At 42.6% G+C, this 26,899-nt stretch carries 25 protein-coding genes; 10 read left to right on the forward strand and 15 right to left on the reverse strand.

Annotated features, from left to right (window positions below; genetic code table 11):
* Positions 1–88: 88 nt before the first annotated feature.
* The 4 genes from AC19MX_RS12865 (at position 89) to AC19MX_RS12880 (ending at position 3,972) form a co-directional block, all read left to right on the forward strand.
* Positions 89–1,756: an alpha/beta hydrolase gene (locus AC19MX_RS12865; RefSeq protein ID WP_498298523.1), complete on the forward strand. Its 1,668-nt coding sequence runs from the start codon at positions 89–91 to the stop codon at positions 1,754–1,756.
* A gap of 2 nt (positions 1,757–1,758) precedes the next feature.
* A complete protein-coding gene (locus AC19MX_RS12870; protein ID WP_498298525.1) occupies positions 1,759–2,493 on the forward strand; it encodes an ABC transporter ATP-binding protein in 735 nt (244 codons plus the stop codon).
* Entirely contained in the window at positions 2,493–3,626 is a 1,134-nt protein-coding gene (locus AC19MX_RS12875; RefSeq protein WP_498298527.1) for an ABC transporter permease, read from the forward strand. The genes AC19MX_RS12870 and AC19MX_RS12875 overlap by 1 nt, the downstream gene beginning before the upstream one ends.
* A 121-nt stretch (positions 3,627–3,747) precedes the next feature.
* Positions 3,748–3,972, forward strand: coding sequence for a hypothetical protein (locus AC19MX_RS12880; RefSeq protein WP_498298529.1), 225 nt, complete (start codon positions 3,748–3,750; stop codon positions 3,970–3,972).
* 182 nt (positions 3,973–4,154) lie between these two features.
* Here AC19MX_RS12880 and mog read toward each other — a convergent pair whose 3' ends face one another.
* Positions 4,155–4,688 (reverse strand): molybdopterin adenylyltransferase, encoded by a 534-nt coding sequence (gene mog, locus AC19MX_RS12885; protein ID WP_432402200.1) that lies wholly within the window; start codon positions 4,686–4,688, stop codon positions 4,155–4,157.
* A gap of 121 nt (positions 4,689–4,809) precedes the next feature.
* Here mog and AC19MX_RS12890 point away from each other — a divergent pair, with 121 nt between their 5' ends.
* A complete protein-coding gene (locus tag AC19MX_RS12890) occupies positions 4,810–5,391 on the forward strand; it encodes a prepilin-type N-terminal cleavage/methylation domain-containing protein (RefSeq protein ID WP_498298531.1) in 582 nt (193 codons plus the stop codon).
* 155 nt (positions 5,392–5,546) lie between these two features.
* On the opposite strand, the gene AC19MX_RS12895 is transcribed toward AC19MX_RS12890, so the two are convergent.
* Entirely contained in the window at positions 5,547–6,167 is a 621-nt protein-coding gene (locus AC19MX_RS12895; protein ID WP_498298533.1) for a TetR/AcrR family transcriptional regulator, read from the reverse strand.
* A 400-nt stretch (positions 6,168–6,567) separates the two neighbouring features.
* Between AC19MX_RS12895 and AC19MX_RS12900 the strand changes: the two genes are divergently transcribed.
* Positions 6,568–7,803 carry an efflux RND transporter periplasmic adaptor subunit gene (locus AC19MX_RS12900; protein WP_498298535.1) on the forward strand — a complete coding sequence of 412 codons (1,236 nt, stop codon included), beginning with the start codon at positions 6,568–6,570 and terminating at the stop codon, positions 7,801–7,803.
* 11 nt (positions 7,804–7,814) lie between these two features.
* Positions 7,815–10,952: an efflux RND transporter permease subunit gene (locus AC19MX_RS12905; protein ID WP_498298537.1), complete on the forward strand. Its 3,138-nt coding sequence runs from the start codon at positions 7,815–7,817 to the stop codon at positions 10,950–10,952.
* 101 nt (positions 10,953–11,053) lie between these two features.
* Here the strand turns inward: AC19MX_RS12905 and AC19MX_RS12910 are convergent, their stop codons facing one another.
* The 5 genes from AC19MX_RS12910 to AC19MX_RS12930 all read right to left on the reverse strand — a co-directional run bounded on the left by AC19MX_RS12910 (position 11,054) and on the right by AC19MX_RS12930 (position 14,073).
* Positions 11,054–11,608, reverse strand: a complete 555-nt coding sequence (locus AC19MX_RS12910) for an NlpC/P60 family protein (protein WP_432402190.1) — start codon at positions 11,606–11,608, stop codon at positions 11,054–11,056.
* A 98-nt stretch (positions 11,609–11,706) separates the two neighbouring features.
* A complete protein-coding gene (locus tag AC19MX_RS12915) occupies positions 11,707–12,291 on the reverse strand; it encodes a TetR/AcrR family transcriptional regulator (RefSeq protein WP_432402188.1) in 585 nt (194 codons plus the stop codon).
* Between the two features lie 186 nt (positions 12,292–12,477).
* A complete protein-coding gene (locus tag AC19MX_RS12920; protein WP_498298539.1) occupies positions 12,478–12,747 on the reverse strand; it encodes a hypothetical protein in 270 nt (89 codons plus the stop codon).
* A gap of 97 nt (positions 12,748–12,844) precedes the next feature.
* Positions 12,845–13,405: a BON domain-containing protein gene (locus tag AC19MX_RS12925; RefSeq protein ID WP_498298541.1), complete on the reverse strand. Its 561-nt coding sequence runs from the start codon at positions 13,403–13,405 to the stop codon at positions 12,845–12,847.
* 173 nt (positions 13,406–13,578) lie between these two features.
* Positions 13,579–14,073, reverse strand: coding sequence for a hypothetical protein (locus AC19MX_RS12930; protein WP_432402184.1), 495 nt, complete (start codon positions 14,071–14,073; stop codon positions 13,579–13,581).
* 260 nt (positions 14,074–14,333) lie between these two features.
* Here AC19MX_RS12930 and AC19MX_RS12935 point away from each other — a divergent pair, with 260 nt between their 5' ends.
* Positions 14,334–15,695 (forward strand): sigma-54 interaction domain-containing protein, encoded by a 1,362-nt coding sequence (locus AC19MX_RS12935; protein WP_498298543.1) that lies wholly within the window; start codon positions 14,334–14,336, stop codon positions 15,693–15,695.
* Positions 15,696–16,347: 652 nt separating this feature from the next.
* Positions 16,348–17,253 carry an FRG domain-containing protein gene (locus tag AC19MX_RS12940; RefSeq protein ID WP_498298545.1) on the forward strand — a complete coding sequence of 302 codons (906 nt, stop codon included), beginning with the start codon at positions 16,348–16,350 and terminating at the stop codon, positions 17,251–17,253.
* A 574-nt stretch (positions 17,254–17,827) separates the two neighbouring features.
* On the opposite strand, the gene AC19MX_RS12945 is transcribed toward AC19MX_RS12940, so the two are convergent.
* From AC19MX_RS12945 to AC19MX_RS12980, 8 genes are all read right to left on the reverse strand, one after another.
* Positions 17,828–19,471 (reverse strand): diacylglycerol kinase family protein, encoded by a 1,644-nt coding sequence (locus AC19MX_RS12945; RefSeq protein WP_498298547.1) that lies wholly within the window; start codon positions 19,469–19,471, stop codon positions 17,828–17,830.
* 69 nt (positions 19,472–19,540) lie between these two features.
* Positions 19,541–19,735, reverse strand: a complete 195-nt coding sequence (locus AC19MX_RS12950; RefSeq protein ID WP_188958052.1) for a hypothetical protein — start codon at positions 19,733–19,735, stop codon at positions 19,541–19,543.
* A 156-nt stretch (positions 19,736–19,891) separates the two neighbouring features.
* A complete protein-coding gene (locus tag AC19MX_RS12955; protein ID WP_188958050.1) occupies positions 19,892–20,065 on the reverse strand; it encodes a DUF1328 domain-containing protein in 174 nt (57 codons plus the stop codon).
* A gap of 376 nt (positions 20,066–20,441) precedes the next feature.
* On the reverse strand, positions 20,442–21,653 hold the full coding sequence (gene arsJ / locus AC19MX_RS12960; RefSeq protein ID WP_498298549.1) for an organoarsenical effux MFS transporter ArsJ: 1,212 nt from the start codon (positions 21,651–21,653) through the stop codon (positions 20,442–20,444).
* Positions 21,654–21,659: 6 nt separating this feature from the next.
* Positions 21,660–22,670, reverse strand: a complete 1,011-nt coding sequence (locus AC19MX_RS12965; protein WP_498298551.1) for an ArsJ-associated glyceraldehyde-3-phosphate dehydrogenase — start codon at positions 22,668–22,670, stop codon at positions 21,660–21,662.
* A gap of 100 nt (positions 22,671–22,770) precedes the next feature.
* On the reverse strand, positions 22,771–23,277 hold the full coding sequence (locus AC19MX_RS12970) for a phosphatase domain-containing putative toxin (protein WP_498298553.1): 507 nt from the start codon (positions 23,275–23,277) through the stop codon (positions 22,771–22,773).
* A gap of 60 nt (positions 23,278–23,337) precedes the next feature.
* A complete protein-coding gene (locus tag AC19MX_RS12975; RefSeq protein WP_498298555.1) occupies positions 23,338–24,159 on the reverse strand; it encodes a metalloregulator ArsR/SmtB family transcription factor in 822 nt (273 codons plus the stop codon).
* A gap of 239 nt (positions 24,160–24,398) precedes the next feature.
* Positions 24,399–24,644 carry a hypothetical protein gene (locus AC19MX_RS12980; RefSeq protein ID WP_498298557.1) on the reverse strand — a complete coding sequence of 82 codons (246 nt, stop codon included), beginning with the start codon at positions 24,642–24,644 and terminating at the stop codon, positions 24,399–24,401.
* Between the two features lie 191 nt (positions 24,645–24,835).
* On the opposite strand from AC19MX_RS12980, the gene AC19MX_RS12985 reads away from it, so the two are divergent.
* On the forward strand, positions 24,836–26,647 hold the full coding sequence (locus AC19MX_RS12985) for a hypothetical protein (RefSeq protein ID WP_498298559.1): 1,812 nt from the start codon (positions 24,836–24,838) through the stop codon (positions 26,645–26,647).
* Positions 26,648–26,899: the final 252 nt, after the last annotated feature.

A 26,899-nucleotide genomic window follows, 5' to 3' on the forward strand; every position in this document is an offset into this window, starting at 1 on the left:
TTAGCAACTGTATTAATACATTGATACACTCATACACTAGATGTTAAGGTATCATAATCGTCATGAAATGCAAAAAGGAAACGTTCCGATGATCAACAGGAAGTTTGTCAACACAACCTCAATATCGCGATTACGCGCTTTAGGTTTATGCCAATCGGCAACTCGCGCTAGCCGCTGGGTTGCTGTTGCAGTGGCTATTTTGCTCGCTAATCACAGCGTTGCAGATACCGCAGACACGCTCGTTACTGCGCCAGCTAAAACAACCACCTGTTATTTAGATGGCCTAGACGAGCAGTTTCAATGCGGAAAAATCAGCGTACCTGAAAATCCAAAGCAACCTGACGGTAAGCAAATCGACATTCATTTTGCAATTTTACCCGCAATTAAAAACACCCACCCAGATGAAGCGCTATTAGCCATCGCTGGCGGCCCAGGCCAATCGGCTATCGAAAATGCCGCAGGCTTTAACAGCATGTTGACTAAGGTACGCCAGCAACGCGATATTTTACTCATCGACCAACGCGGTACTGGCCAATCAAACATTTTGAGCTGCGATGACGGTGATTTAAATGCGCTCAGCGTGAATGAAGACAACCTCGACATGCTGGCGATAACCGAAAAATGTTTAGCGGAGATTGATGCAGACGTCACCCAATACGGCAGTAACACCGCATTAAAAGACTTTGAAGCGGTTCGCGAATATTTAGGTTACAAAAAGCTGCATGTTTACGGTATTTCTTATGGTACACGCATGGCACAGCTTTATATGCGTCATTACCCTGAAGCACTAGCCACGGTAACATTAGACGGTGTAGTGCCTATGCAGCAGAGCGTCGTCGCCATTGGTAGCTCCATTGAACGGGGTTTAAATGTGCTGTGGCGCGATTGTAAAAGCACTCCAGAATGTCAGCAGCAGTTTCCTGATTTAGTCGACGAATACAATCAAGTCGATCAACAACTTGCAGATGCACCGATTAGCCAAAAAGTGCGCGACCCACAAACCGATGAACCTAGCGACTTTTTGCTCACTCGCAGTAAGTACTCAGGGGCTATCCGCATGGCAATGTATATGCCCAATATCCGTGCGCTTATTCCTCACGCGATACACCAGGCAGCACAAGGCAACTACCAACCCATTTTAGGTATTTACGCCTTAACGGCCGACAGCACAGGCATTGCCATTGGCATGCACGCGTCAATAGTATGTGGCGAAGATATTCACCGTATTACCGAGCAAATGCGTAAAGATGCTAAAGAGTCTTACATCAGTGGCAGCATGCTAGATGGACTAGAAAAAACCTGCCAGGTATGGCAAATGCCCCCTGAAGATGACAGCTTTAGCGAGCCCGTCGACAGCGACATACCCACCCTATTATTGTCTGGCGAGCTTGACCCTGCGACACCACCAAACTGGGGCGCATTGGCACAAGAAAAGCTTACTAAGTCAAAGCATTTTATTGCACCTTACGCAACGCACGGAGTGGCCTATCAAAGTTGTGGTAATGATTTAGTGGCTCAACTGGTTGAACAAGGATCATTAAAAGACATTGACGGTGAATGTTTACAAAAAGACGTACGCCGCAGCTTTTACCTCAATGCCAACACGGTAGAAATACTACCGGAAGCCGCAACCTCTGAACCAGAATCAACAGAGGCTAAAGCAACAGACACCAAATCGACAGACGCTGCACCGACAAGCTCTGAAACTCAAACCGACACAACAGCGCCAGCAAACACTGCTGCAGATAAGGAATAGTCATGATTACTGTTGCAAACTTAACCAAAAAAATTGGCGATGTGCAGGCATTAGACAATTTAAGCTTTAGCGCTGAAAATGGTCAAATCACCGGGTTACTTGGGCCTAATGGCGCCGGAAAAACCACCTGTTTACGCACTTTATTTGGTTTGCTCAAACCAGACTCTGGCACCGCCACAGTAGACAATATTGATGTAGCGGTTGACCCAATAGGTGCAAAAAAGCAATTAGGCTTATTTCCTGATCCATTTGGATTGTACGAGCGCCTTACACCGCGTGAATACATTAGTTTCTTTGCCGAGCTCAGCGGCATGTCACGCAAGCAAGCCAAAGAAGCCACAGCCAATGTGATTGCGCAATTAAAGCTAGAAGACATTAGCGACCGTCGCTGTAAAGGTTTCTCGCAAGGTCAGCGGATGAAAACCGCACTGGCACAAGCCATAGTGCATCAGCCAAGTAACATCATTTTAGATGAGCCCACCCGCGGACTTGATGTGATGAGTACCCGCTTACTGCGCGACATTTTATTGCAACTTAAAGCGAAAGGTCACTGTGTATTGTTTTCAAGTCATGTCATGCAAGAAGTCGCCGCATTATGTGACCGTGTCATTGTGATGGCAAACGGCAAAGTGGTCGCCATTGGTAGCCCTGACGAACTGTGTCAACAAACCGGCAAAGACTCACTAGAAGATGCATTTATCGAACTTATCGGTACTGACGAAGGGATTGCAGCATAATGAAAATGATACTCGCAATGGTGCGCAAAGAACTTATCGATGCAGCACGAGACAAACGATCCGTCATGGCCGGATTATATTACGCCATGGGTACACCACTGATTATGTGTGGCTTATTTATGGTGTTAATTGGTCAACTGTCTAGCCCAGAAGATCTTAGCATCAAGATTAATAATGCCAATAACGCCCCAGATTTAGTGCGCTACTTAAGCAATAACGGCATTAATCATGGTGACGATGACGAAGCGAAAAAAATCATCTTAACCATCAGCGACGATTACGCCGCAAACATGGCTAAGGCCAAACCGGCAGAAGTGTTATTGGTTGCTGATAACTCAGATGAAAAGCTGCAAAAGTCTATTCGCCGTCTTGAGCGTCAATTACAAACGTACAGTTCGGAAATGGGCAGTATTCGCTTAATTGCCCGCGGGATTAATCCGCGCATTACTCAGCCAATCAAAATCAATGTTGAAGACAAGGCCACGGCAGATTCTAAAGGCGGGATGATCTTAGGCATCGCTATTTTCACCATGATGTATTCAGTGTTTATTTCTGGCATGAACCTCGCCATCGACACCAGTGCCGGCGAACGTGAGCGTAACTCACTGGCATTACTGCTCAGTCACCCAATGAGCACCCGCGAATTAGTCATCGGTAAAATTATTGCCGTAACCTGCTTTGCTCTGCTGGGACTCATTTTAATCTTGCTGGTATCAAAAGTAGCTTACCCCTTTGTGCCTTGGCAAGAAATCGGCTTTACCGTCAACATTAGCCAGGACTTTATGGGGCTTATGTTCGTGGTCGGTATCCCTGTCGCACTCATGGCAGCGACCTTGCAATTGTACGTGTCGTTTATGGCCAAAACCTTTAAAGAAGCGCAGTCATACTTAACTATGGTGTTATTTGTGCCACTGGCACTGTCAATGGCAGCCAGTTACAACATTGCCCCAGACGTACTGCAATGGTTACCGGTATCGGGTCAGCAACAAGCATTAATGGACTTTATTAAAGGCCGCGAAATCCCAATGATGCAGTTAATCGTGTCATCGGTGGCCACCTTAATCATTGCTGTGGCACTGGCAGCAGGATTAGAGAAGTCACTAAAAAGTGAAAAAGTGGTCTTTGGTTTATAAGCTTTTTTACCAAGAGTGACTGATAACGAACAACTGATAAAAATAAGTAAACGTCATCCAGCCTTCGCGGCAATCCGTTAAGGCTGGATAATATACAAGGTTGAATAATTAAGGAGTGATTATGAACGATGATATGGCGATTATCGCACTGGTATTTATCGTAATTGTTGGTACTACGGCATCCGAAATGTTTAAGCACTATTTAAAGCACAAACAAAAAGCCGAAGCCGATGGTCTCGCAGACATGAAAGCACAAAACCAGGCATTGATTGAGCGAGTGCAAGTGCTGGAAAGATTGGTAACCGACAGCGACTTTGATTTAAAGCAACAGTTTAAAAACTTGTAAGCTTGGTACTCCATCGTTCGCACCTGCCCTTATAAACTTATCCAGCAATAATACCGATAAACATGCCCAAAAATAAAAAATGCCGTCATAGTTGACGGCATTTTAGTAATACTGATTTGTATTGCTACGGAGCGGTATTTCTGCAGAACAGGATTTAGCGTGACTGCAATGTCATGTCACACTTACTTCGCTTTAGGTCTAAATGGCTTAATGACCGCTTCGTCACACACCAAAAATGGTCCGTCCATTAAGTCGATGCAATACGGAATGGCAGGGAATACCGCGTCTAAACATTCACGGATAGACTTAGGTTTGCCGGGTAAATTCACTATTAGCGAATCGGCACGTAGCCCTGCTGTTTGACGTGATAAAATAGCTGTAGGGACAAACTTTAATGACTCTGCGCGCATCAGTTCACCAAAGCCTGGCATCATACGGTCGCACACAGCTTCGGTTGCTTCAGGGGTGACATCGCGTTTTGCTGGGCCGGTGCCACCGGTGGTGACAATTAAGCAGCAATCTTGGTTATCAGCAAGATCAATCAAGGTGGCTTCAATGACATCTTGTTCATCTGGGATCACCTTGTATACAGGCTCCCACTCTGAAGTTAAATACTCACTCAATACATCAATAATGGCTTTACCAGATAAGTCTTCATATATACCCGCACTAGCACGGTCACTGACGGTCACGATGCCGATTTTAGCTTTACTCATGGTGATATTTCCCTAATATGGGGTCATTAACCTCGATTCGCATGGAGGTTAAATCAAGAATTTAGTTATAGGCAGCTAATCTACCAAAAAACATCTACATCACAAAATTACAGACCCATAAATGCAAACCGTCTCAAAAAATGACATCAGCCAGGCGGTTCCTTATACTGACTACAGCGAACAGATATTGGATTTTATTATGCAAAAACAACAACGCGGCTTTACTCTGATTGAATTAGTGGTAGTGATTATTATTTTAGGGATTTTAGCCGTGGTCGCCGCGCCGAAGTTTATAAACTTAAAAAGTGATGCGGTCATAGCCAATTTAAATGGCTTACAAGGTGCATTAAAGTCGGCTAACACTCTGGTGTATTCAAAGGCAGTATTGGCTGGCCAGGAAAAACTCGACCCAGGTTCGGTGACATTGAATGGGAATGCTGTAAGTACAACATTGGGATATGTTACGCCTTTGGCTGATAACGTCGCATTGGTCCTTGATGGCTCATTTGAGGTAGTTGGAGATCCGTCGAAGACAGATATTCTCGCTGATTGGGCGGTATTTTATAATTCCGGAGTAGCTCCATCAGTATCTATTTACCCTAAGGGGTATACGTCCTTTGATGGTTGCAGTTTACGTTACTTGGCCAGTTCCGCAGACCCTACAGACCCAACCTTTTACAGCTTAACCACTAGCGGCTGTTAATTTCCCTAGTTCTATTAAACCCCAATATAAGCCCACAATATTGATACTGCCTGCAATGACTCGTGCAGTATCAGTATCAATGCTTATGTTGAGTTTACAACCATGCTTACGTTTAAGAGTTATAGGTGTTTAAAACTGATAAACGTTTAAAAGCATTAACGCTTAACACTAACCGTTAAAATACCTTCAGCCGCCATAGTCGCGACTTGCTGCAACTCATCAACGCTTGCCCCTTCCGACGCCTGCATCGACAAACCTTGAAACAATGCGGTCATCAGGCTAGCCAATACCACAGGTTCACAACGCTCTTGTAATTCGCCTTTGAGCTTAGCTTGCTCAAATCGATCGGCCAACTGTTGCTTATGCTTTAATTTACGCGCTAACACGGTTTGTTTAATCGACTCGCTCGCTTCACTACACGACAATGTGCTGTTAATTAACGCGCAACCTTGTGGGTGGCTGCAATCGGTAAACTGGGCGGCGGCACCGAGCAATAATCCTCGGATAACATCGGCAATGTGATCGTGCTGAAAGGCAATATTAAACAGTGAGTCTGGTCGATTTTCATATAAGTCGATAGCTTTAAAGAACAACTGCTCTTTATTGCCAAATGCCGCATATAGACTTGGCTTTTTAATGCCCATCGCCTCGGTGAGTTCGTTTAAAGAAGTCCCTTCATAACCATTACGCCAAAACACATTAAGCGCTTGCTCCAAAGCGATGTCGATATCAAACCCACGTGGGCGACCAACACAAGCGGCTTTAGTTATTGTCATAAGTTGTACCTCATATTTTAACGAACCCTTTATTATCATAGTGTTAAATAAAAACACTAATCTAAGGCGGGCATATTTATGCGCATTATTAAACCACAAATTGTGCTAATTGTGTGCCGACTTATCACAAAATGAGTGATTAATTCCCCATTGATGTGCGCCACAACAAACACTTTGTCGTATGTGCTTATTTCATCTTCACACTAAATGAACATTTGGTCAAAATAATTTCATACTCATCGGTACAAAATACGTTGACAGGGTTATTTTAATCTATATATTACCGTTCGGTACAGAACAATTTCATACCAACCGGTATAAAACTGTAGCAACAGACAAAAAGTAACGCAACCAGTAGCCCGTTAAACAACGTAAAAGCTATTGATTAGAGGAAAGTAACATGACTATATTTAAATCAATTCAATCCACGTTGTTAGTTAGCCTAACGGCATTGCTACTTGTGGCTTGTGGGCAAGCTCCAGCGCAACAACAAGCAGGTGCACCTGCAGCCCCTGAAGTGAGTGTTGCTAACGTCATTCATGAACGTATTACCGAGTGGGACCAGTTTACTGGGCGCTTACAAGCACCAGAAAAAGTCACATTGGTACCGCGCGTGTCGGGTTATATCGAATCAGTAAACTTTAAAGAAGGGGCATTGGTTAACAAAGGCGATGTGTTGTTTACCATTGACTCAAACGTGTTTACCGCTGAAGTCGAACGCCTTCAAGCTGAGCTAACCAGTGCACAATCGGCTAATCAATTGGCAAAAAATGACTTTGACCGTGCAAACAAATTGTTTAGTCAACAAGCGGTTTCTGAAGAGTTAATTGATACTCGTCGCAGCAACATGCACCAAACAGCTGCGGCTGTAGCATCGGTGAAAGCGGCGTTAACCAGTGCCAAGCTAAACCTTGAATACACCCAAGTCACCGCGCCAATTACCGGTCGCGTATCTTATGCCAATGAAACCGCGGGCAACTATGTCACTGCGGGACAAACTCAGCTGACTAGCCTAGTTTCAATCGAAAACATGTATGCGTACTTTGATATTGACGAGCAAACTTACCTTAAATATGCATCGCTTTCAGTTGAAAACAAACGCCAAGATCCACGCTCAGGTAACAACACGGTATTAATGGCATTGGCCAATGAAACCGAATTTACTTATCAAGGTGTGATCGATTTTGTCGACAACTCAGTCAATCAACAAACCGGTACTATCCGTGTACGAGCTACGTTTGCTAACCCAGACAACATGTTAATGCCAGGCTTATTTGCCCGTATTAGCATTGCAGGTAGTGCGTCATATCAAGGTATTTTAATCGACGACAAGGCCATCTTTACTGACCTAAGCAACAAGTACGTGTTAGTGGTTAACGATGAAAACACCCTTGAATACCGTAGTATTAGCTTAGGCGAAAAGATCCACGGTTTACGTATCGTGACAGCAGGTTTACAACCAGACGAGAAAATTGTGGTTAACAGCTTACAAAAAGTGCGTCCTAGCGTCACTATCACCCCAAAATTGACCGAAATGGCCGAAAGCAGCCAAATAGAAGCGCTGAAACAAGCGCAGTTACTATTTGATAATCAGCCGCTCACAGCACAAGTTGCTGATGAAGCAAGTCAAGGCTAAGGAATACTTTCATGTTGTCGCAATTCTTTATTAAAAGACCGATTTTTGCCGCTGTTTTATCGCTATTATTTTTTATCTCTGGTGCGATAGCGGTTTGGCAGTTACCGATCACCGAATACCCAGAAGTGGTTCCGCCAACGGTAGTGGTAACCGCTAACTACCCTGGCGCAAACCCAAAAGTGATCGCTGAAACAGTCGCATCACCACTAGAGCAAGAAATTAACGGCGTTGAGAACATGCTTTACATGTCCTCTCAAGCTACCTCTGATGGCCGCATGACCTTAACGATCACGTTTGCGATTGGTACCGATGTTGATTTAGCGCAAACCCAGGTACAGAGCCGAGTTGAACGTGCAAAACCGCGTTTACCTGAAGAAGTACAGCGTTTAGGTATTGTGACCGAAAAATCCTCACCAGACTTAACCATGGTGGTGCATTTAACCTCACCCGATAACCGTTATGACATGTTGTACTTGTCTAACTATGCGGTGTTAAAAGTTAAAGACGAACTCGCACGGATTGAAGGTGTAGGTGCTGTGCGCGTATTTGGCGCGGGCGACTACAGTATGCGTGTGTGGTTAGACCCTAATAAAATGGCTGCTATTGGTTTGTCGCCAAATGACGTCGTTGCAGCTATTCGTGAGCAAAACCAACAAGCTGCCGCAGGTAGCCTAGGTGCTCAACCCAGTGGCGAAAGTGATTTTCAACTACTGATTAACGTAAAGGGTCGTTTAAGTAATGTAGAAGAATTTGAAGACATTATTGTAAAAGTAGGCGACCAGGCTCAAATCACTCGCTTAAAAGATGTTGCCCGTGTTGAATTAGGCGCATCAACTTACGCATTACGCTCAATGCTAGACAATAAAGATGCTGCGGCATTGCCAGTATTCCAGGCTTCGGGCTCAAACGCGATTCAGATTTCTGATGACGTTCGCGCCAAAATGAAAGAGTTGTCGGCCACCTTCCCAGAAGGCTTAACTTACGACATCGTTTATGACCCTACGGTATTCGTACGCGGTTCGATTGAAGCGGTTGTTAAAACCCTGCTAGAAGCCATTTTACTCGTGGTGTTAGTCGTGGTGCTGTTTTTACAAACCTGGCGCGCTTCTATTATTCCATTAGTGGCGGTACCGGTTTCGCTTGTCGGCACGTTTGCCTTTATGCACTTAATGGGCTTCTCGCTTAATGCATTATCATTGTTCGGCTTAGTGCTGGCGATTGGTATTGTGGTCGACGACGCCATTGTTGTAGTGGAAAACGTTGAGCGTAATATCGAAGAAGGTTTAGCACCTTTAGCCGCCACGCAAAAAGCCATGAAGGAAGTGACCGGCCCGATTATCGCCACCACATTAGTATTGGCAGCGGTATTTATTCCAACGGCATTTATGTCAGGGTTAACCGGTCAGTTCTATAAACAGTTTGCCTTAACCATTACTATTTCGACCTTTATTTCGGCGATTAACTCGTTAACCTTAAGCCCTGCATTAGCTGCATTGTTGCTTAAGAGTCATCACGATAAGAAAGATTTTTTAACCCGTGGCATGGACAAAATGCTCGGCGGTTGGTTATTTGCACCGTTTAACCGCTTCTTTGCAAAATTGTCAGACGGTTACGGCTGGATAGTGAAAAAAGTGATTCGTTTTAGTGTGGTTGTGGGCGTGCTGTATATCGGTCTAGTCGCCGTAACAGGCTTACAATTTGCTAGCACGCCAACCGGTTACGTGCCAGGCCAAGACAAGCAATACTTGATTGCCTTTGCGCAACTGCCCGATGCCGCATCACTTGATCGCACCGAAGCTATCGTGAAAGAAATGTCGCGTATTGCACTCGATCAACCGGGTGTGGCCCATGCAGTAGCCTTCCCAGGCTTAAGCATTAACGGCTTTACCAACAGTACCAATAGCGCGATTTTATTTACACCGCTCGATGACTTTGCCGACCGTAAAGATCCATCGTTATCAGCTGGCGCCATTGCCGCAGCGTTAAACCAAAAGTTTGCCGCGATTGACGGTGCATTTATTGCCATTTTCCCACCACCACCAGTTCAAGGTTTAGGGACAATTGGCGGCTTTAGATTACAAATTCAAGATCGTGGAGATTACGGTTACGAAGAATTGTATAAAGTCACCATGCAAGTAATGCAAAAAGCGTGGGCAACACCTGAGTTAGCCGGTGTGTTCTCAAGTTATCAAGTCAGCGTGCCGCAACTTGAAGTTGAAGTAGACCGTACCAAAGCCAAGCAGCAAGCCGTATCGTTAGACGAACTGTTTGCCACGCTACAAGGTTACATGGGCTCGGTTTATGCTAACGATTTCAACCAATTTGGCCGTACATACCAGGTAAATGTTCAAGCTGACGAACAGTTTAGACAAACACCAGAGCAGATTTCTCAGCTCAAGGTACGTAATAATCAGGGTGAAATGGTACCGATTGGCTCGTTTATTAACGTTGCCAATGTCGCAGGTCCAGATCGCGTTATGCACTATAACGGTTTTACTACCGCAGAGCTTAACGGCGGTGCTGCACCTGGGTTTAGTAGTGGTGAAGCACAAGCTGCGATTGAAAAAATCTTAGCTGAAACACTGCCTAATGGCATGACTTACGAGTGGACTGAAATCACCTACCAACAGATATTGGCAGGTAATGCGGGCGTGTATATTTTCCCATTAATCATTTTATTAGTGTTTATGGTATTAGCCGCGCAATATGAAAGCTTAAGTTTACCGTTAGCGATTATCTTGATTATTCCGATGACGATTCTGTCGGCAATCAGTGGCGTATTAATTTACGGTGGCGATAACAACATCTTTACCCAAATCGGACTGATTGTTCTGGTGGGGCTGGCGACCAAAAACGCTATCTTGATTGTTGAATTTGCTAAAGAGCTGCAAGACAAAGGATTATCACCATTCGATGCCATTCTTGAAGCGGGCCGCTTACGTTTACGCCCAATTTTAATGACGTCTATCGCCTTCATTATGGGTGTAGTGCCGATGGTGTTCTCGAGTGGCCCAGGTGCAGAAATGCGTCAAGCCATTGGTGTAGCAGTGTTTGCCGGTATGATTGGTGTGACCATATTTGGTCTGCTACTGACACCGCTGTTTTACTATGCATTAGCAAAACGCAGTAAGCCTGTAGAAGCTGAATAACCAGCGACCTCATTAGTGTAAAAACAAAAAAGAGGTAAACCTTACGGTTTACCTCTTTTTTATTATCTATCTCAAACGCAGGTCAAGCTCTGGTTTACGGGTTAATCCTGATATCGCGCGTAATCAACTAAACTGGCTATCGACATATTTTGCTGTTCTATCGGCTTGTTTAGGCGCTTAGCAAACCAATAACGCGGTTTCCAATAGACATTATTTAAGCTAGAAATCTTAACGCCTTTTTTAGTTGAGGCGTGTAAAAACTTATCCTGGCCCATGTAAATCCCCACATGGCGTGCGGTTCTACCTGTTTTAAAAAATACTAGATCGCCAATAACAAGCTGACTTCTTGGGACTTCTTTACCTAAAATACGTTGCGCATTAACCGAACGCGGTAATTTACTGCCCACAATGTCTAGGTAAGCCAAATACACAAAACCCGAACAATCGATACCGTTACGGCTCAGGCCACCTAAACGATAGGGTGTGCCTTTCCATTGATCATGAAAACTCAGTAAGTTTGACTCACTCCACTTAGGCGGCTCAAGCTTAAGCATAGGTGGAACCACCACAGGTTTAGGGGCTCGTACCACTGGCGGGTTTGATGCACACGCAGACAACAACACCACTAAACAAGCAAATAATATTCTTTTAGCCAACTCGACTCACTCCAGACCCGAAAAAATCACCGAAATATAAAGACCTTTAGATAAATACACAATCAAAATACGTCACAAGCCACTGAATAAAGGTTAATTTAACGGGTAATCAGCTGCATACATTGCACAATGGCGCGCTTTGCTGCTGTTTTATCCGCTTTAATTTGACAGCGTAGCATAGTCCCTTGCCAATTTGACCAAAAAATGTTCGATAATACGTTCGCTGTCATATCGGTTTTAATAAAACCTTGCTGCTGACCTTGTTCAATAAGGGCATTAAACAGGCTCAACCACTGGTCAAACAGTTGATTAAGCGTTTTATGCAATAAGGTCATTTGCGGATTGACTTCAACCAATAAATTACCCATTAAACAGCCACGGGGCTGACTGTCACTAAACAAAAATTCGATCAGTTGATGGTAGCCGCCTAATACAGCTGTCACATTGGTTTTAAAGCTAGCGTTAGGGTCCATGGCAATCGGCGCAATACGTTGGCCAAAATAGTATTGTGCGACTTCTGCGGCAAATGCTTCTTTACTGGCAAAATAGTGATAAAACGAGCCTTTCGGAATGCCCACTTCATCAAGAATAAGTTTAATCCCAACGGCGCTGTATCCATGTAAAGCAAACAGCTTTTCACCGACAGCACAAATTGACTGTTTACTGGTAGTATTTTTGTTCATAGGATCTCCAATTTTGGCGCTACGATAAACAAAAATAGACCAGTCGTCTATGTATTTCCAGTTTATCGATAACATTGGACACAATTACAGATAAAATGATGAAAAATAACAGATAAGGTATTGGCGTAAAGTCTTGGTACAAGCGCTGAGTAGTAAAACTGCGATGCTCAGGTCTGTGTGAAAAAGTTAGCGGGTATTTTGCTTAATAGATTCGTCTAGCAACTGTTGAATGTCTGAGCGTTGTTGGCGACGTTCATCATCGATATGTTGATTCACCCGCTGCTCACACTGTTTTTGCTGGTCATACTGACTTATGGGATCGGTCGCCTTGTCTGTTTGCGCTTGGCATAACATGCTACTGCAACCGCTTAACAGTACACTCGCAGCCACAACAAAAACAGAGCAATATCTCGGTGATACTAACAAATAATCGCGGCTTATTTTGTCATCATGCATATCATGCTTGCCCCCAGTAAAAAGTGACCCTATTAAAAATTACCCCATAAAAAAACCAGCCCGAAGGCTGGTTAATAATATGCTATATCAATCACGATTACCCAGTAATGCGTAACTCATCGACAACCTCTTTAACGTCATCGGTATTTTTGGCAATGGTTAAGGCTAAATCACGTTCGGCATCACTCGACACCGTACCTTCTAAGGTGACTACGCCATTCTCAACATCTACATCAATCTCGGTACCCGATATGTCGGTTGAAAATAATAAACGCGTTTTCACCACGGTTGCCACTTTCGAGTCAGTTAAGGTGTCGGCTAAAGTATCACTGTCATGATCTTTGTCGCTGTGGTGCTGCTTCATCACCGTTAATTCGTTATTAACTTCGTTAACGCCATCGACACTTTTTACTAATTCTGCAGCCAGCGCTTTATCAACACTGCTGTTTACTTTACCCGTTAAGGTCACATTACCGTCTATTACGTCGGTATTAATATCAAAAGAATTTAAGTTGGTGTTTAACAGTAACGTGGTTTCAGCTTTACCATCAATCCATGCATCTTTTGCATCATCCTGCCAATCTTGAGCTGCGTTTGCAGTAAATGCCATTGAACCAAGAACGATGCTTGTTAATACTGATAATGTAGTCTTTTTCATAAAGATATTCTCCATTGTTAGTGTTAATGCTGTTTTACATATTAGGTAATGCGCGAACTGTGCCAAGTTTTATAACTGACTGTTTTAAATTAACTTGTTATTTTATTCCACTGTAAATCCGTTAATAGCAGTGAGTGAGTATCGGACTTTTTTACCGACATGATGTAAAATTTTCAGGGTGATGGAGTCGACTCGTTAAACTGCAAGTTTTTCATGCTGTCGCAGCTTATTTGCAGCGATGCGATGCCCTCAGCCAATTGCCGGGTGACTTGTTGGCTATTGGCACGCTTAGCGGCAAGTTTCAGTCGATTTAACACATACTGTTCTGCGGTAACCAGTACCTTAATGGCTTTTGCCAAACGCTTTTGTTCTATGGCTCTCTCTGCTTCGGCATAAAAAGGGCTCAGTGACGGCCTTAACGTATTAATACTCTCAATCGTTTGCGGATATCTCGGCTCAACCTGCTTAAACAATGCCGTTAGTCGGCTTAAGATACTTTTTCTGATCTCTGCCATATGGCTAAAAATACGTTTGATATTGTAGTCGTCGGCCCCCTTTGTGGCCTGGGTGTAAAACTGTTGCCCTGCTTGGCATAAATCAATGGCTTCATTGAGTAACCATAAGTCGCTTCCGTCGTGCATAACCTCATTTGATCGTGTTCTATTCAACGTCATATCTCCTTATCATTAGTTAATGATTATCATTAACATGCATGATGACTTGCTAATAAATGTAAAATTAAGTCATTATGTTTACTTGCATAATCCGTGCACATTGACAAAGTTTAATTAACCTACTGATTTTAAATTGTTATGCTAATAAACAAGCCTCGGGGGAAACGCCGAACAGGAAAAAATTACCGCCTGTAATTGTCAAATCTACATCTTCGACATACATTGGTTATTAACAGACAGGGAGTGATATCGGCATGGGTCGTCCAGTACTTTTTTACCATTTGCGCCAGCCGCAAACACAAACTCAGCTCTTACAAATTCCGAGTTGCCAACATTTCAATAAAATAGCCAGTAGCATCGAGCGACCTTGGTTAGCTCAACTTGAAGACAATGCCGTAGATGTGGCCATTATCGAACTCGCCAATTTAAGCCAACAAGACTATCTCGATATCGCCAATAGCGAATTAATGGCTGATATCGAATTTATCTTTTTAAGCGAAGGCAAACCGAACCCCAACCTAGACAAATTAATGGCGACTGGGGCGGGTTATCATTTTCGCCAGCCTTACGATATGACGTTGATTGACGATACCTTAGAAGATTTTGCCCAAGACTTAGTGACCAAATCGGCTAAAAAACACCAACCTTTTTCAAGCGAACTTGATCAATATGGCTTACTAGTGGGTTCATCACGAGCCATGCATAAGCTGTACAGAACGACGCGTAAGGTTGCAGTAACCGACAGTAACGTATTGATTATTGGTGAAAGCGGAGCCGGCAAAGAGTTGGTTGCCAATACGATTCACTTAGCCAGCAACCGTGTTAACGAGCCATTTATTGCCATTAACTGTGGCGCATTAAGCCCAGAACTAGTCGACAGTGAATTATTTGGCCATGTGAAAGGCGCGTTTACAGGCGCACATCGAGATCATTCAGGCGTATTTGAGCAAGCTGAGGGTGGCACGTTATTTTTAGACGAAGTCACCGAAATGCCACTCGAGCATCAGGTTAAACTGTTGCGGGTACTCGAAAATAACGAATATCGCCAAGTCGGCAGCCCTAATGTAAAAAAAGCCAATGTGCGTATTGTGGCAGCAACCAACCGCGATCCCGCTAAAGCCATTGAAAACGGACATTTTCGTGAAGATTTGTATTTCCGCTTAGCGCATTTCCCTATCAACGTGCCGCCGTTACGTGACCGTGGCAACGATATTAGCGGACTCGCCCTGCACTTTTTAGCCTACCGCAATGCTGCCGAAAAACTCAGTAAAGTCTTTACCGACGATGCTTTAGCTCTTATTCAACAACAAAAATGGCCAGGTAATGTGCGAGAGTTAAAGCATGCAATCGAACGCGCTTATATTCTTGCCGACGACATTATTGATGTCAGCCATATCAATATTAACCCGTTAGAACCGTCTACCGAGTCAGCGGAAGACGATGTCCAAATCCCCGCAGGTATGCGTTTAGATGAACTTGAAAAAGTCGCAATTTATCAAGCACTCGATCAAACCGCCGGCAATAAAAATGACACTGCCAAGCAACTCGGTATTAGTGTCAAAACCTTGTACAACAAACTAAGTAAATACGAAGACCAAACCAGCTCAGAAGATTAAGAAACTCATCATCCCAGAAGTGATTCTGAGTTGGAATCCACCAACCTAATCATCCCGGCAATACTTTTAAGCTGGGACACACCAATATTGTCATCTTGGCAGTGCTTTTGAGCCGGGATCCAGGTGTTAGCTTTGTACTTTTGTACTTTTGTACTTTTGTACTTTTGTACTTTTGTACATATGGCCTGCGGCCACTAACGTCGTGGCGCTTCGCCCACACCAGACCAAGAGGAAACCAACGGCTGTTCCCTCTTGGAACTCCCAGCCGCCACATCAAAATTATCTGAAAAGCGATAATTTCGCGACGTGGTTGAATCCAGCTTTTGACCGCATTTGTAACCATCTTCAACCTTATTCGAAAATGCTAACGCTTCAGATGGGGCGTCCCTTCCCCTCTAAAGCTAGCTCGCCATCCATGGCTAGCTCACGTCATTTTCTTCAACGGCCTCAAGTTCAGAGTTGAATTTTGACCGTTGCAAGCAATATACGTAACTCATTTATGCCCCAAAATGAGTTGCGAGCTATTGCTATACAGATGATTTTATCTAATGATATGCTCCAAGTTACTGCTGTTATTTACAAAATATTAGCCAATATCTTTTTCCACGTCACAGTACTCAACTAAAGCAAATTAAGGGAATATAGGGATAAGATGCAAGAATACGAAACAAACTCATCACTACAAGAACTTGAACTTGAGTCAACAAAACTACTCTTTGATTATATCAGTGAGCACTTAATAAATATCAACGACAGAATTGGTTTTAGAGGACAGGGTGATTCAAGTTGGCCATTGCAATCAACCTTTGTTCGTTTTTGTATAAGTTTGGGCATTAATGATGAGGAAACAAGACAAGTAACTCTTAGTAAGTTGAAAAAAGAATTTACAGAAAATTTAGTCGTTAATGGTGATTTGCCTGAAGAAATAATTAATAAAACAGATATTTTTCAATTTGGCCAGCATTATGGTTTACCTACGCCATTACTCGATTGGACACACTCACCATACGTAGCTGTTTTTTTTGCATTATCAGAGCAGTATCCAAGTAAAAAAAATAATAAACCAGCAGAAAACTTAGTAATATCTAGAAGTTTATGGGTATTAGATCTAGAAGTTGTAGACCATTTTAATGATTGCATTGAAATTTATATTTGGCCAAAGCAAAGTAAAACTTTACTTGACGAAGATATGTTAAAGCAGCAATTCCCTCGATTAGATGTGATTCATAGTGTTAATCAATACAATAAAAGACAACCATTTCAGCAAGGCTTCTTTACACAGCATGCCTTTTACAATTCTTTAGAGGTTTGGCGTGAACGAATTGATAGAAAGATTACTCATGCATATCCATTTCCCCTTTTAAGAAAGATAACCTTTAAGTGCACAGAATCGGAACGTAATAAATATTTAAATGTTTTGGATAAAATGAATATAAATAACAGAACGCTATTTCCTGATATAACAGGTTCTGTTTTAGGTGCGATTGAGACAGTCCGGCAAGGAAGCAAAAAGCAAAGATACAAAACTATAACACTCCCATTAAAAAAGACCGTTTAATCGGTGAACGGTATTAATATCGATTTGAACTGACATTCAATCTGAAAAAGTGAGAGTTACACATTTGATAAAGGTGTCTAATTAATTCGGGAAAAATAAGCCTAGACAATTTTTTATTTGGCACTCATCCCTTAACGTTGCTGTGCCCATAATTTTTCTAACACCTCGCTATCTACATAGGGTAAAGATCCTCATTTATGTTCAAAAACGAGTTGGTCTTAGCTTTTAAATACCCTAATTCAACTCTGAACTTGAGGTCGTTGAAGAAAATGACGTGAGCTGGCCATGGACGGCCAGCTAGCTTTGGAGGGGAAGGGACGCCCCATCTGAAGCGTTAGCATTTTCGAATAAGGCCGAAGCAGGCAAAAAATGCGGTCCAAAGCTGGATAATTTTCCGTCGCAATTTTTTCGCTGCTGTTGTTTGGTTAAAAAGCGAAAATGTTGCCGGAACGGCAGGGGTGATCCAAGAGGGGATTGCTGTTGATCCCCTTTTGGCCCGTGCAGGGTGGAACCTTGCGATTTTGATTCAAACGGAGTTTGAAAATTGGTGTGGCCTGAGGCCATAAAATGAAAATTACCCTTGTGGAATCATCACAGACAACGACTTAGGTTTCACCTCAATACGCATATCATCAGCCTCAAACAGCTCGCCATCAATCACGTACTTAAACTGAGTATCGGTTGTTAAATAGATTTTTTTCGCCTGCTGATGATGAATCGCACTATTTGCAGCGTTTTGGTCTCGGCTGCCTGTTAAGCCTGCAAACAATAACTCGGTCATACTGAGCAATTGTTGTGGCGAAGTCTCACTTGCCTCAATCCAGGTAATGTCGAGTAAACCATCATTAATAATCGGTTCGCCATTACCCTGAGCTAATACGCTGGAAAATGGCGCGGCATTGGCAACCACTAAACTGGTCGTATCGATAGTGTGGGTTTCACCATCATCGAGCTGTAAGCGTATCGATAGCGATTGATTTTCATCAATGGCTTCCCATAAACCAGTTAAATACGCTAACTGGCCCATGTCGTTTTTGGTTTCGCGGTCGGCTTTTTGAATCATTTTATGCTCAAACCCTAACCCCACCAGCAGTAACATAATGGTGTCGTTACACACTGCGGTATCAATACGTTGGTGATGACCTTGAATTAAAATATCTAACGCCTGCGACACGGGTATTAACTTACTTGTGACACCAAATAAGGTGTGGCTTAACGCATTAGTGGTACCCATTGGGATAATGCCTAAATAAATATCACTGTCGACCAACACTGAGGCGACCTCGTTAACCGTGCCATCGCCACCACAGGCTATAACAATATCAGCACCTTTGGCTTTAGCTTGTTCGGCTAATTGCACCGCCGATTTATCTTTGGCTGTGTACAACACATTAAGCTGAAAATAGCGCGATAGGGTTTGTTTAATATGATCGGCTTCATCGTGCCATTTACCGCCGCCCGACACAGGATTAATAATTAACCAGGCTTGTTTATGGATATTAATTTGCTGCTTTTGATGCATTTTTTCAACGCCAGCTAACTGCCACTTGTTCAAGCGTGCCGTTTGGCGAATATCATTAATGCTTTTGAGCACTTCGGTAAACTGACGGTTTTTATCGCGGCACACTATATACGCGGCTAACACTAATACTGAGCGGCCTCGACCTAAGGCGCAATGCACTACCACATTGTTGCCTTTGCGTACCTGAGTGTGTAACCAGTTTACGGCTTGATTTAATTGCGCAACGGTTGGCACATTATGGTCTAACACCGGAATATTTAAATACTCGATATTTTCGTCCACTAAGGTCCATTCAAGTGCATCAAACTCGGCGGTCACATCTAAAATAGCCCCTATTTTTTCACGTTTTAATTGCTCAACGTCGCTTGGAAACAAACGGCAAGCTAAATACAATTGTTTATCTATCTTTTGAATTGCCGGCACTTTATCGTGCTTTCTTGCCCACGCGTTATACGCCTGACAGCCCATTAAAAACGGCACAAAACTCCAACTGATATACCACGGGATACTGCCATCCTGGCTTTTACGAAAAATCCCCGCGCTATTAAACCAATACGCAGAGCTGACTAGAGCTAAAGACAATGCCACCCAGCCAAACGCCACTTGCAGCACTACATTTGGTAATGCGATGCACAAACACAACGCGATAAAAGTACCAAGGGTGTAATAATATTTAATGTGGATTTGGGTCGGCATAATCGGTCCTCCTGGAGTGAAATAATAAAAAGCGACACTCATGCCTAATGCATGAGTGCCGTTATATTATTAACAGTCTGGATCTTCGGCTTTCATGCCTTCTTTTACATCTTCACAAGCATCTTCAACTGCATTACCCGCATCTTGAATCATCTCATCGACCTTCTCACCGGCATTTTCGGCTTTGTTATCTGAACATGCTGATAAACCGGCAGTTAATAACACCATAAAACTTGCCATTGTGATTAATTTTAATAATTTCATAATTCATCTCCTTGATGATGGTAAAGACTTAATTGCTGGCAGATGCTTCTACTAGCTATATTAAGATATGCTTAATTAACAATTAAGCCATGTTTATTATTTAGATGGCTGCTGTTTAAATGACTATTGTTTAGATACCTGTTATTTAAATGACTTTTAGCGAGGTGATTTACCACGCAGCGCATTCGACACAAGCGAAATTAACAACAACACCACAAAGATAAAGAAAATAATTTTGGCGATCCCTGCGGCTGCACCTGCAATACCGCTAAAACCCAATAGACCTGCAATCACTGCTATCACTAAAAACATTAATGTCCAGCCCAACATAAAAACCTCCTTGGTATACGGTTTGTCTTAAATGTACTGAATATGCATAAACGATATTAGTACGTGCGATGAACTCTGTATGTCTGTGTTTCATATACTTCTCATCGTTCGTATATTTCTCATTGTTCGTATACTAACTAAAGCCAGCATCGTGCCAACTTTCAAAAACAATCATAAGCACCTGAAATTAATAAAATAAAAAGTTATGCGGATTAAAAGGGAAATCAGAAACCCAAACCTACATAAGCAATTTTTACCGACTATTCGGTAAGAGTTTCAGGCTCAAAACCTAATGGGAAACCAACAGATGTAAAAAAGGGCTGCCAACAATGGCAACCCTATTTTTTATGACATTGATTTACGATTTACCGCATCTTTATCTTGGTAATTTAACGGATATCACCGCCGCTAAAGCAACAAATGCACTCGAGATCCACAAACAGGCTTCTAGGCCGTATTGTTGATATACCCAACCCGACAATACCGTACCAATTAAGCGCCCCATGGCATTGGCCATGTAATAAAAGCCCACATCGAGTGACACACCATCATGTCCGGCGTAGCTGACAATAAGGTAGCTGTGCAGCGATGAATTAATCGCAAACACCGCCCCAAATAACATCAATCCAGCAATTAATGTCACATGAATATAAAAGTCAAAATGCAGCATTAATGCAATCGCTGCTGGAATAAGTAGTAAGTAAGTCGCCCATAAAAAGGCCGAGCGCCCTGTTGGCACTTTGCCTTGTTTTTTACCTGTAAAATACGGTGCAAAAGATTGCACTATGCCGTAACCAATGACCCAGCTGGCCATAAAGCCGCCAACCCACCAATGATCCCATTGAAAGGTTACCGCTAAAAATACCGGCAATGCCACCACAAACCATACGTCGCGGGCACCAAACAAAAACATCCGCGCCGCCGACAGCATATTAATTGCCGGGCTTTTTGAGAACATATCAGTAAATTTAGGCTTGTTTTTGGCTTTACCTAAATCGGCTTTTAAGCTGAGTAAACTCATTAGCCACACTATGGTCAACATGGCGGCCATTGCTATCACCGCGCCGCGAAACTCAAGTAGTGTCAGTAATAAGCCCCCTAAAAAGAAACCCACCCCTTTTAAGGCATTTTTGGAGCCAGTGAGAATCGCGACCCATTGATACAACTTACCCTGAGCATCACCAGGCACCAGCATTTTAATCGCGCTTTTGGCGCTCATTTTATTGAGATCTTTGGCAATACCAGACAAGGCCTGCGCCGCCATAACATACACTACGGTAAGCATATCTTCGGGTACCGTTAACATGGCAAGGGCGACAATTTGCAGCCCAAGACCAATGTTCATGGTGTTATTTAACCCCAGCCTTGCGCCTAACCAGCCGCCAACCAGGTTGGTCACTACGCCAAAGATTTCATAAAACAAAAACAACATGGCAATGTTAAGCGGGCTGTAACCGAGCTGATGAAAGTACAACACCACCAGCATACGTAGCGCACCATCCGTTAAGGTAAACGCCCAATAATTACCGGTAATAATCAGGTATTGTTTAATCTGCGGCGGCAATGCGCTCAGTGATAACAGCCCCATGTTGGGTTATTCCTTATCTGCTAGGCCAACTTTGCGGGCAAGCTCAGCAGTGCGGTTAGCGTATCCCCACTCATTGTCGTACCACACGTATAATTTCAATTGGGTGTCGTTGACTACCATGGTCGACAAGGCATCAATAATGCTCGAGCGTGGATCGGTTTTATAATCAACAGACACAAGTGGGCGTTCTTCATAGCCCATAATGTCTTTAAGCTCATTGTCAGCAGCTTGTTTAAGCAATTGATTTACTTCTTGTACTGTAGTGCCGCGAGCAAGTTCAAACACACAATCGGTAATCGATGCATTGGCCAGTGGAACCCGAATAGCATGACCATTTAGTTTGCCTTTAAGCTCAGGAAAAATGTGAGTAATAGCAGTAGCAGAACCGGTTGTGGTGGGGATTAAACTGATACCACAGGCACGGGCACGGCGTAAATCAGCGTGCGGAGCATCTAAGATGGTTTGGGTATTAGTGATGTCGTGGATTGTGGTCATCGAACCATGTTTAATGCCGATTTTTTCGTGGATAACTTTTACCACTGGCGCTAAACAGTTGGTGGTACAAGACGCAGCCGTCACAATCGGGTGAATGGCTTTATCATAGAGATCATCGTTCACACCCATCACAATATTGAGCACGCCCTCTTCTTTCACTGGTGCTGTAACCACAACACGCTTAACACCTTGCTCTAAATACGCTTGCAACAAGGCCTTGGTTTTAATTTTACCTGAAGCTTCAATCACTACATCGCATTGTGACCAATCGGTATCTTGAGTAGCTTTGTTTTGAGTACATGGAATAGCCTTGCCGTTAATCACAATGGCATCGCCTTGATAAGTCGCCTCGTGATGCCAGCGCCCATGCACTGAATCAAAGGTCATTAAGTGTGCTAACGTTGCGGCGTCACCAGCGGGATCGTTAATATGAACAATTTCCACGTCGTCCCAATCGTACGCTGCGCGCATTGATAAACGTCCCATACGCCCAAAACCGTTAATACCTATTTTAATCGTCATAATATTGTCCTAAATAATGTTATTTGGCTTATTAATCAGTAGCCTTTAGTCAGTAATCTTTTATCAGCAGTCTTTTATCAACAATCTCTTATGATAAAGGTCATAGAGTAAACGCATCAAAATATTCGCGCTGTACTGGGTGCGCTAATGCTTTGGGTCGCAATGCTTGTACTGCACTAACAACCTTGTCTTTTGGCCAACCTAAGCTGGCAAGAATCAACCCAATCACTAGCCCTGTGCGCCCTGACCCGCCTTTGCAATGCACAGCAATTGTGCCCTGGTTATGCATCAAATCTAAGATTTTCGCTTTATTAGCTAACCAGCTTGCTTCAAATTCAGCGCCCGGTGCGGCGTCATCTAAAATAGGCAACTGCACCCATGTAATGCCTTGTTTGGCACATTGTGCGGCTAAATCGCTGGCATTATTGCGGGCCATTTCTTCGTCAAACATCAGAGTAAGCAACATTTGAGTGCCCGCTGCTTTTAACGTACTTAATGACTCAGCCAATGCTTGTTCTTTAGTGCCTGGGCATGGGGTGAAAATCAATTTAGCGCCATTCTCATTGAGTGGGTCTAATGGCAAAATATCAAACGGATGTAGCAACATTTTTGACTCCAAAAATCGATTACAACGGGTACTTGTACCGAGGCGAATAGACAGAAAAATTTAACGGCAGAAACTGACTTTATCAGGGCGGTTTTTCATAGCGTCTAGGCGCTCAAGATACGGCAAAATTAACGCAATGTTATTTTCGGTCGTTTGCGCAATCACCGACTTAATCCATAACGGTAATGCTGAATTAATGCGATAAAACACCCATTGGCCGTGTTTTCGATCGCTAAGAATGTTGGCTTTTTTCAATAAGGCTAAGTTGCGCGACACTTTAGGTTGGCTCTCTTCATTAAGCGCTTGCATTAACTCACACACACACAGCTCACCATGATAATGAGTCAACATTAAGGTTTTTAGACGGATATCGTCGGTTAAGCATTTATAAAACGCGATGGGATCAACATCGGTTAGCGTCTCTACATCGAGCGATTCAACTTCGGCTGGTGTTTCAATAGTTGCTGTTGCAGACGCCTTACGTTCCACCAGCAAAAACATCGATAAGCGATTGTTAAGCTCAGTCAAGGTGCTGGAGAAAGGGTGGCTACCCTTGCGTGTTTTAGGATCGGGGAAATCCCAAGCCAACTGCTTGCCAGCCCCAGGAAAACTGCGGCATTCGCTATTGGCTTTATCGCAAAGCGTAATCACGTAGTCAAAGGCTTGCCCAGCAAAGGTTTGTACATTTTTAGACACTAAATGACTGGCGTCGACACCAAACTTTTGGATTGCTTCTATCGCCCTTGGGTCAACTTGCTCCGGCTCAGTACCCGCGCTGAAAACCTCAAATTGATCGGCGGCTTTGCTTCTTAATAACGCCTCAGCCATTTGTGAACGGGCAGAATTTCCAGTACACAAAAACAATACGCTTTTCTTTTTCATAGATGACGGGCTCAGCTGGGATCTTAAAAACATTGTATATATGAATATTTACATATACAAGGTTGAGGCAATAAAAAAGCCTATTCAGGATAATGAATAGGCTTAATATTGGATATTATTATTAAATTTGGTCGTTGATCACTTGTCGTATTTGTTCAAGTGACGTTTCTTTCACTAATATGCCATTTTCAAAAACAGTCTCAAGTAAACCTTGATCCTCTTCAATCTCTGTAACATCATCAAACAACACTAAACTCACCATCAACGCGCTCGATTTTAAGTAAGCCTTTAGCTGATTTTTTCTTAGTATCTGTTTTAGGATCTTTAAATATCGCGACCCGCTCACCGTTTTTAACCACACTGGCGGCCTTAACTGCTGAGCCATGGGTATCACGGGTGACATACTGGTAGCTATACGAACCAATGCCTAAAACCACTTTAGACGCAAAGTATTCAACAAACACATAAAAATAACCCACCAGCATGGTTTTAAATCACGTGTAATATTGATGTTAGCTCTTGCCGCCTCCCCCTTTTATTAATGCCTAAATTCAATCAAAAACGAATAGATCATTTTAGCGTTAAAATAATGATCCATTCGGGCTGGTTAACATACTTGAAACATTTATAAATGTCGGATAGATTACGGCTAACTAAATTGGATAACGGATTTTCAATGAATAAGTTTGTGGTTTTTTGTCGCGGGTTCATCCTAGCCAGCATGGGCTTAATGTGTTTTTCGAGTGCCGCAGAAGATGCCTTTAACATCTTGCAAACGCTTGATTACAGGGAAGAACAACAAGAGCTATACCCTGACAGCGTAAGAACATATCACTTTGATAAATCAACAAATACGCTTTATTTAATTGGCAATAATCTCGACTCAGATATCACTGTACAGACACTTTATATTTGGCAATATGAGCCAACATCGCATTTACTTGAATTCAATCAAAAAGTCGTACTCGATTTCGCGGATAATGAATACATTAACTTCAAGATTGTCGCAAAGATTGACGATAAATTAATTATCAGTAATCAAGACAACCTCGACTCCAGTAATTATCTTTCAAGTATTGATTTAAATGATGGGTTTAAACTGGTCAAAGAAGTAGAGCTTTTCCCTGGTATGGGGGGGTATATCAATGTTACTCAATCATCTGAAAACACTATATTTAGCTTGATATATTCTCAAAATGCCATCATCGCGACACACTGCACCGTGAATGTTACAGACATCACTTGCCAAGATGTTCAAGGTGAATTACCTGACTTATCAAATTTCACAACATCAGCTTTTTACCGAACTTATTTCCTAGCTGGTTTTAATCAATTTCTGTTTGAAATATCTGATAGCAACACAGGCATAGCTAAGGCATACATATTCCGCTTCGATGAATTCGGCAATATTTTTTTACTAAATGATATTAGTTTACCAAGTAATGTTAGATTGAAAGGGATTACTGCACTCAGTACTAAATCAGAATTATTTATCTACTCCGGTAATACTAATTTGTATCCTGACAAACATTACATTTATGAAAATGATCAATGGTCAGACTCAGGCTTCACTCCAGGACGTGGGGTTGAGGATATAAATTTACCTGTACAATTTGTAGCAGATACAGACTATGGGTTAGGGCCTACATGTAGAGCGATTATTTACAGTAAAGAAAAATTATCGTTACATTATACAAATCAAACCCGAAATTTACTTGCGATGAGTGAATGCATTCTTATTGAGGAGGAATATGGGCTAAGCATAGCTCAGTCGGCTAAAATTATTCAGTCTTTTCAACTTGCTAACACATTACCTATCACACAATTAGACTCTCTAAATAGTTTTGAGTGGACACAAGATCAATACAATGAGATCAACCTCAAAAACTATTATACCAACCCAAGTCAATTGACGATAAAAGGGCTGCCAGCACCATTAACGTTTGACGGCGAAAAAATAACAGGTAAGCCAGGGAAAAAGGATCTATTCGTTCCATCCAGTGGTGGTAACTATGAAATGATCGATAGGTCCAGGGTTGAAGTATTTTCAGGCACAAAACTTCTCACCAGTTTTTTTATCCATTTTAAAAATATAAATGATGCACCAGAGTTAATAAGCCCACTGAACAAGGAGTACTTAAAAGCAGGTGGTTCTTATGAAATTGCCATGCAAGATTTAGTTTGGGACCCTGATTACGATAGCCCTTTAATCTACACATTTACCAACCTTCCACCGAACTCAATTGTGGATGATTATGGGGGATTACAAATCATTTCGGCTAAAACAGGAAAATACTCCATAGGCGTTACGGTCAATGATGGCCAAGGTGGAATACTTAAGTTTCCACTAGAGGTTGAAGTTAATGGTAATGGTTCTGAAGGTGGTTCAAGTGGTGGCAGTATAGGAGTTAACGTCTTAGTGTTTCTCTTTGTATTGCTGTTACTTAGAAGCAATACAGCACTTTTGATCCAAAGACGCAAACGATAACGCGCTTAATACAATATAGAGCGAAGACAATCTTTTAAGCTTAAAAATCAATCATATAGATTATTATAAAGCAATTTCAACAAAAAGATTGTCTTCGTTTAATTCAAATAGTCTTCGTTGCAATTTCATCTTTACGAAGTGAGCCACCAATGCCGCGATTATCGAAGGTGATCACACCGTAACCATTATGAACAGTCCATCTAGGTCAAGCTAACATAAAATCAATAAGGCAATGAACATTAGTTAAGTGGC

It is taken from the genome of Shewanella sp. MF05956, assembly GCF_059758055.1.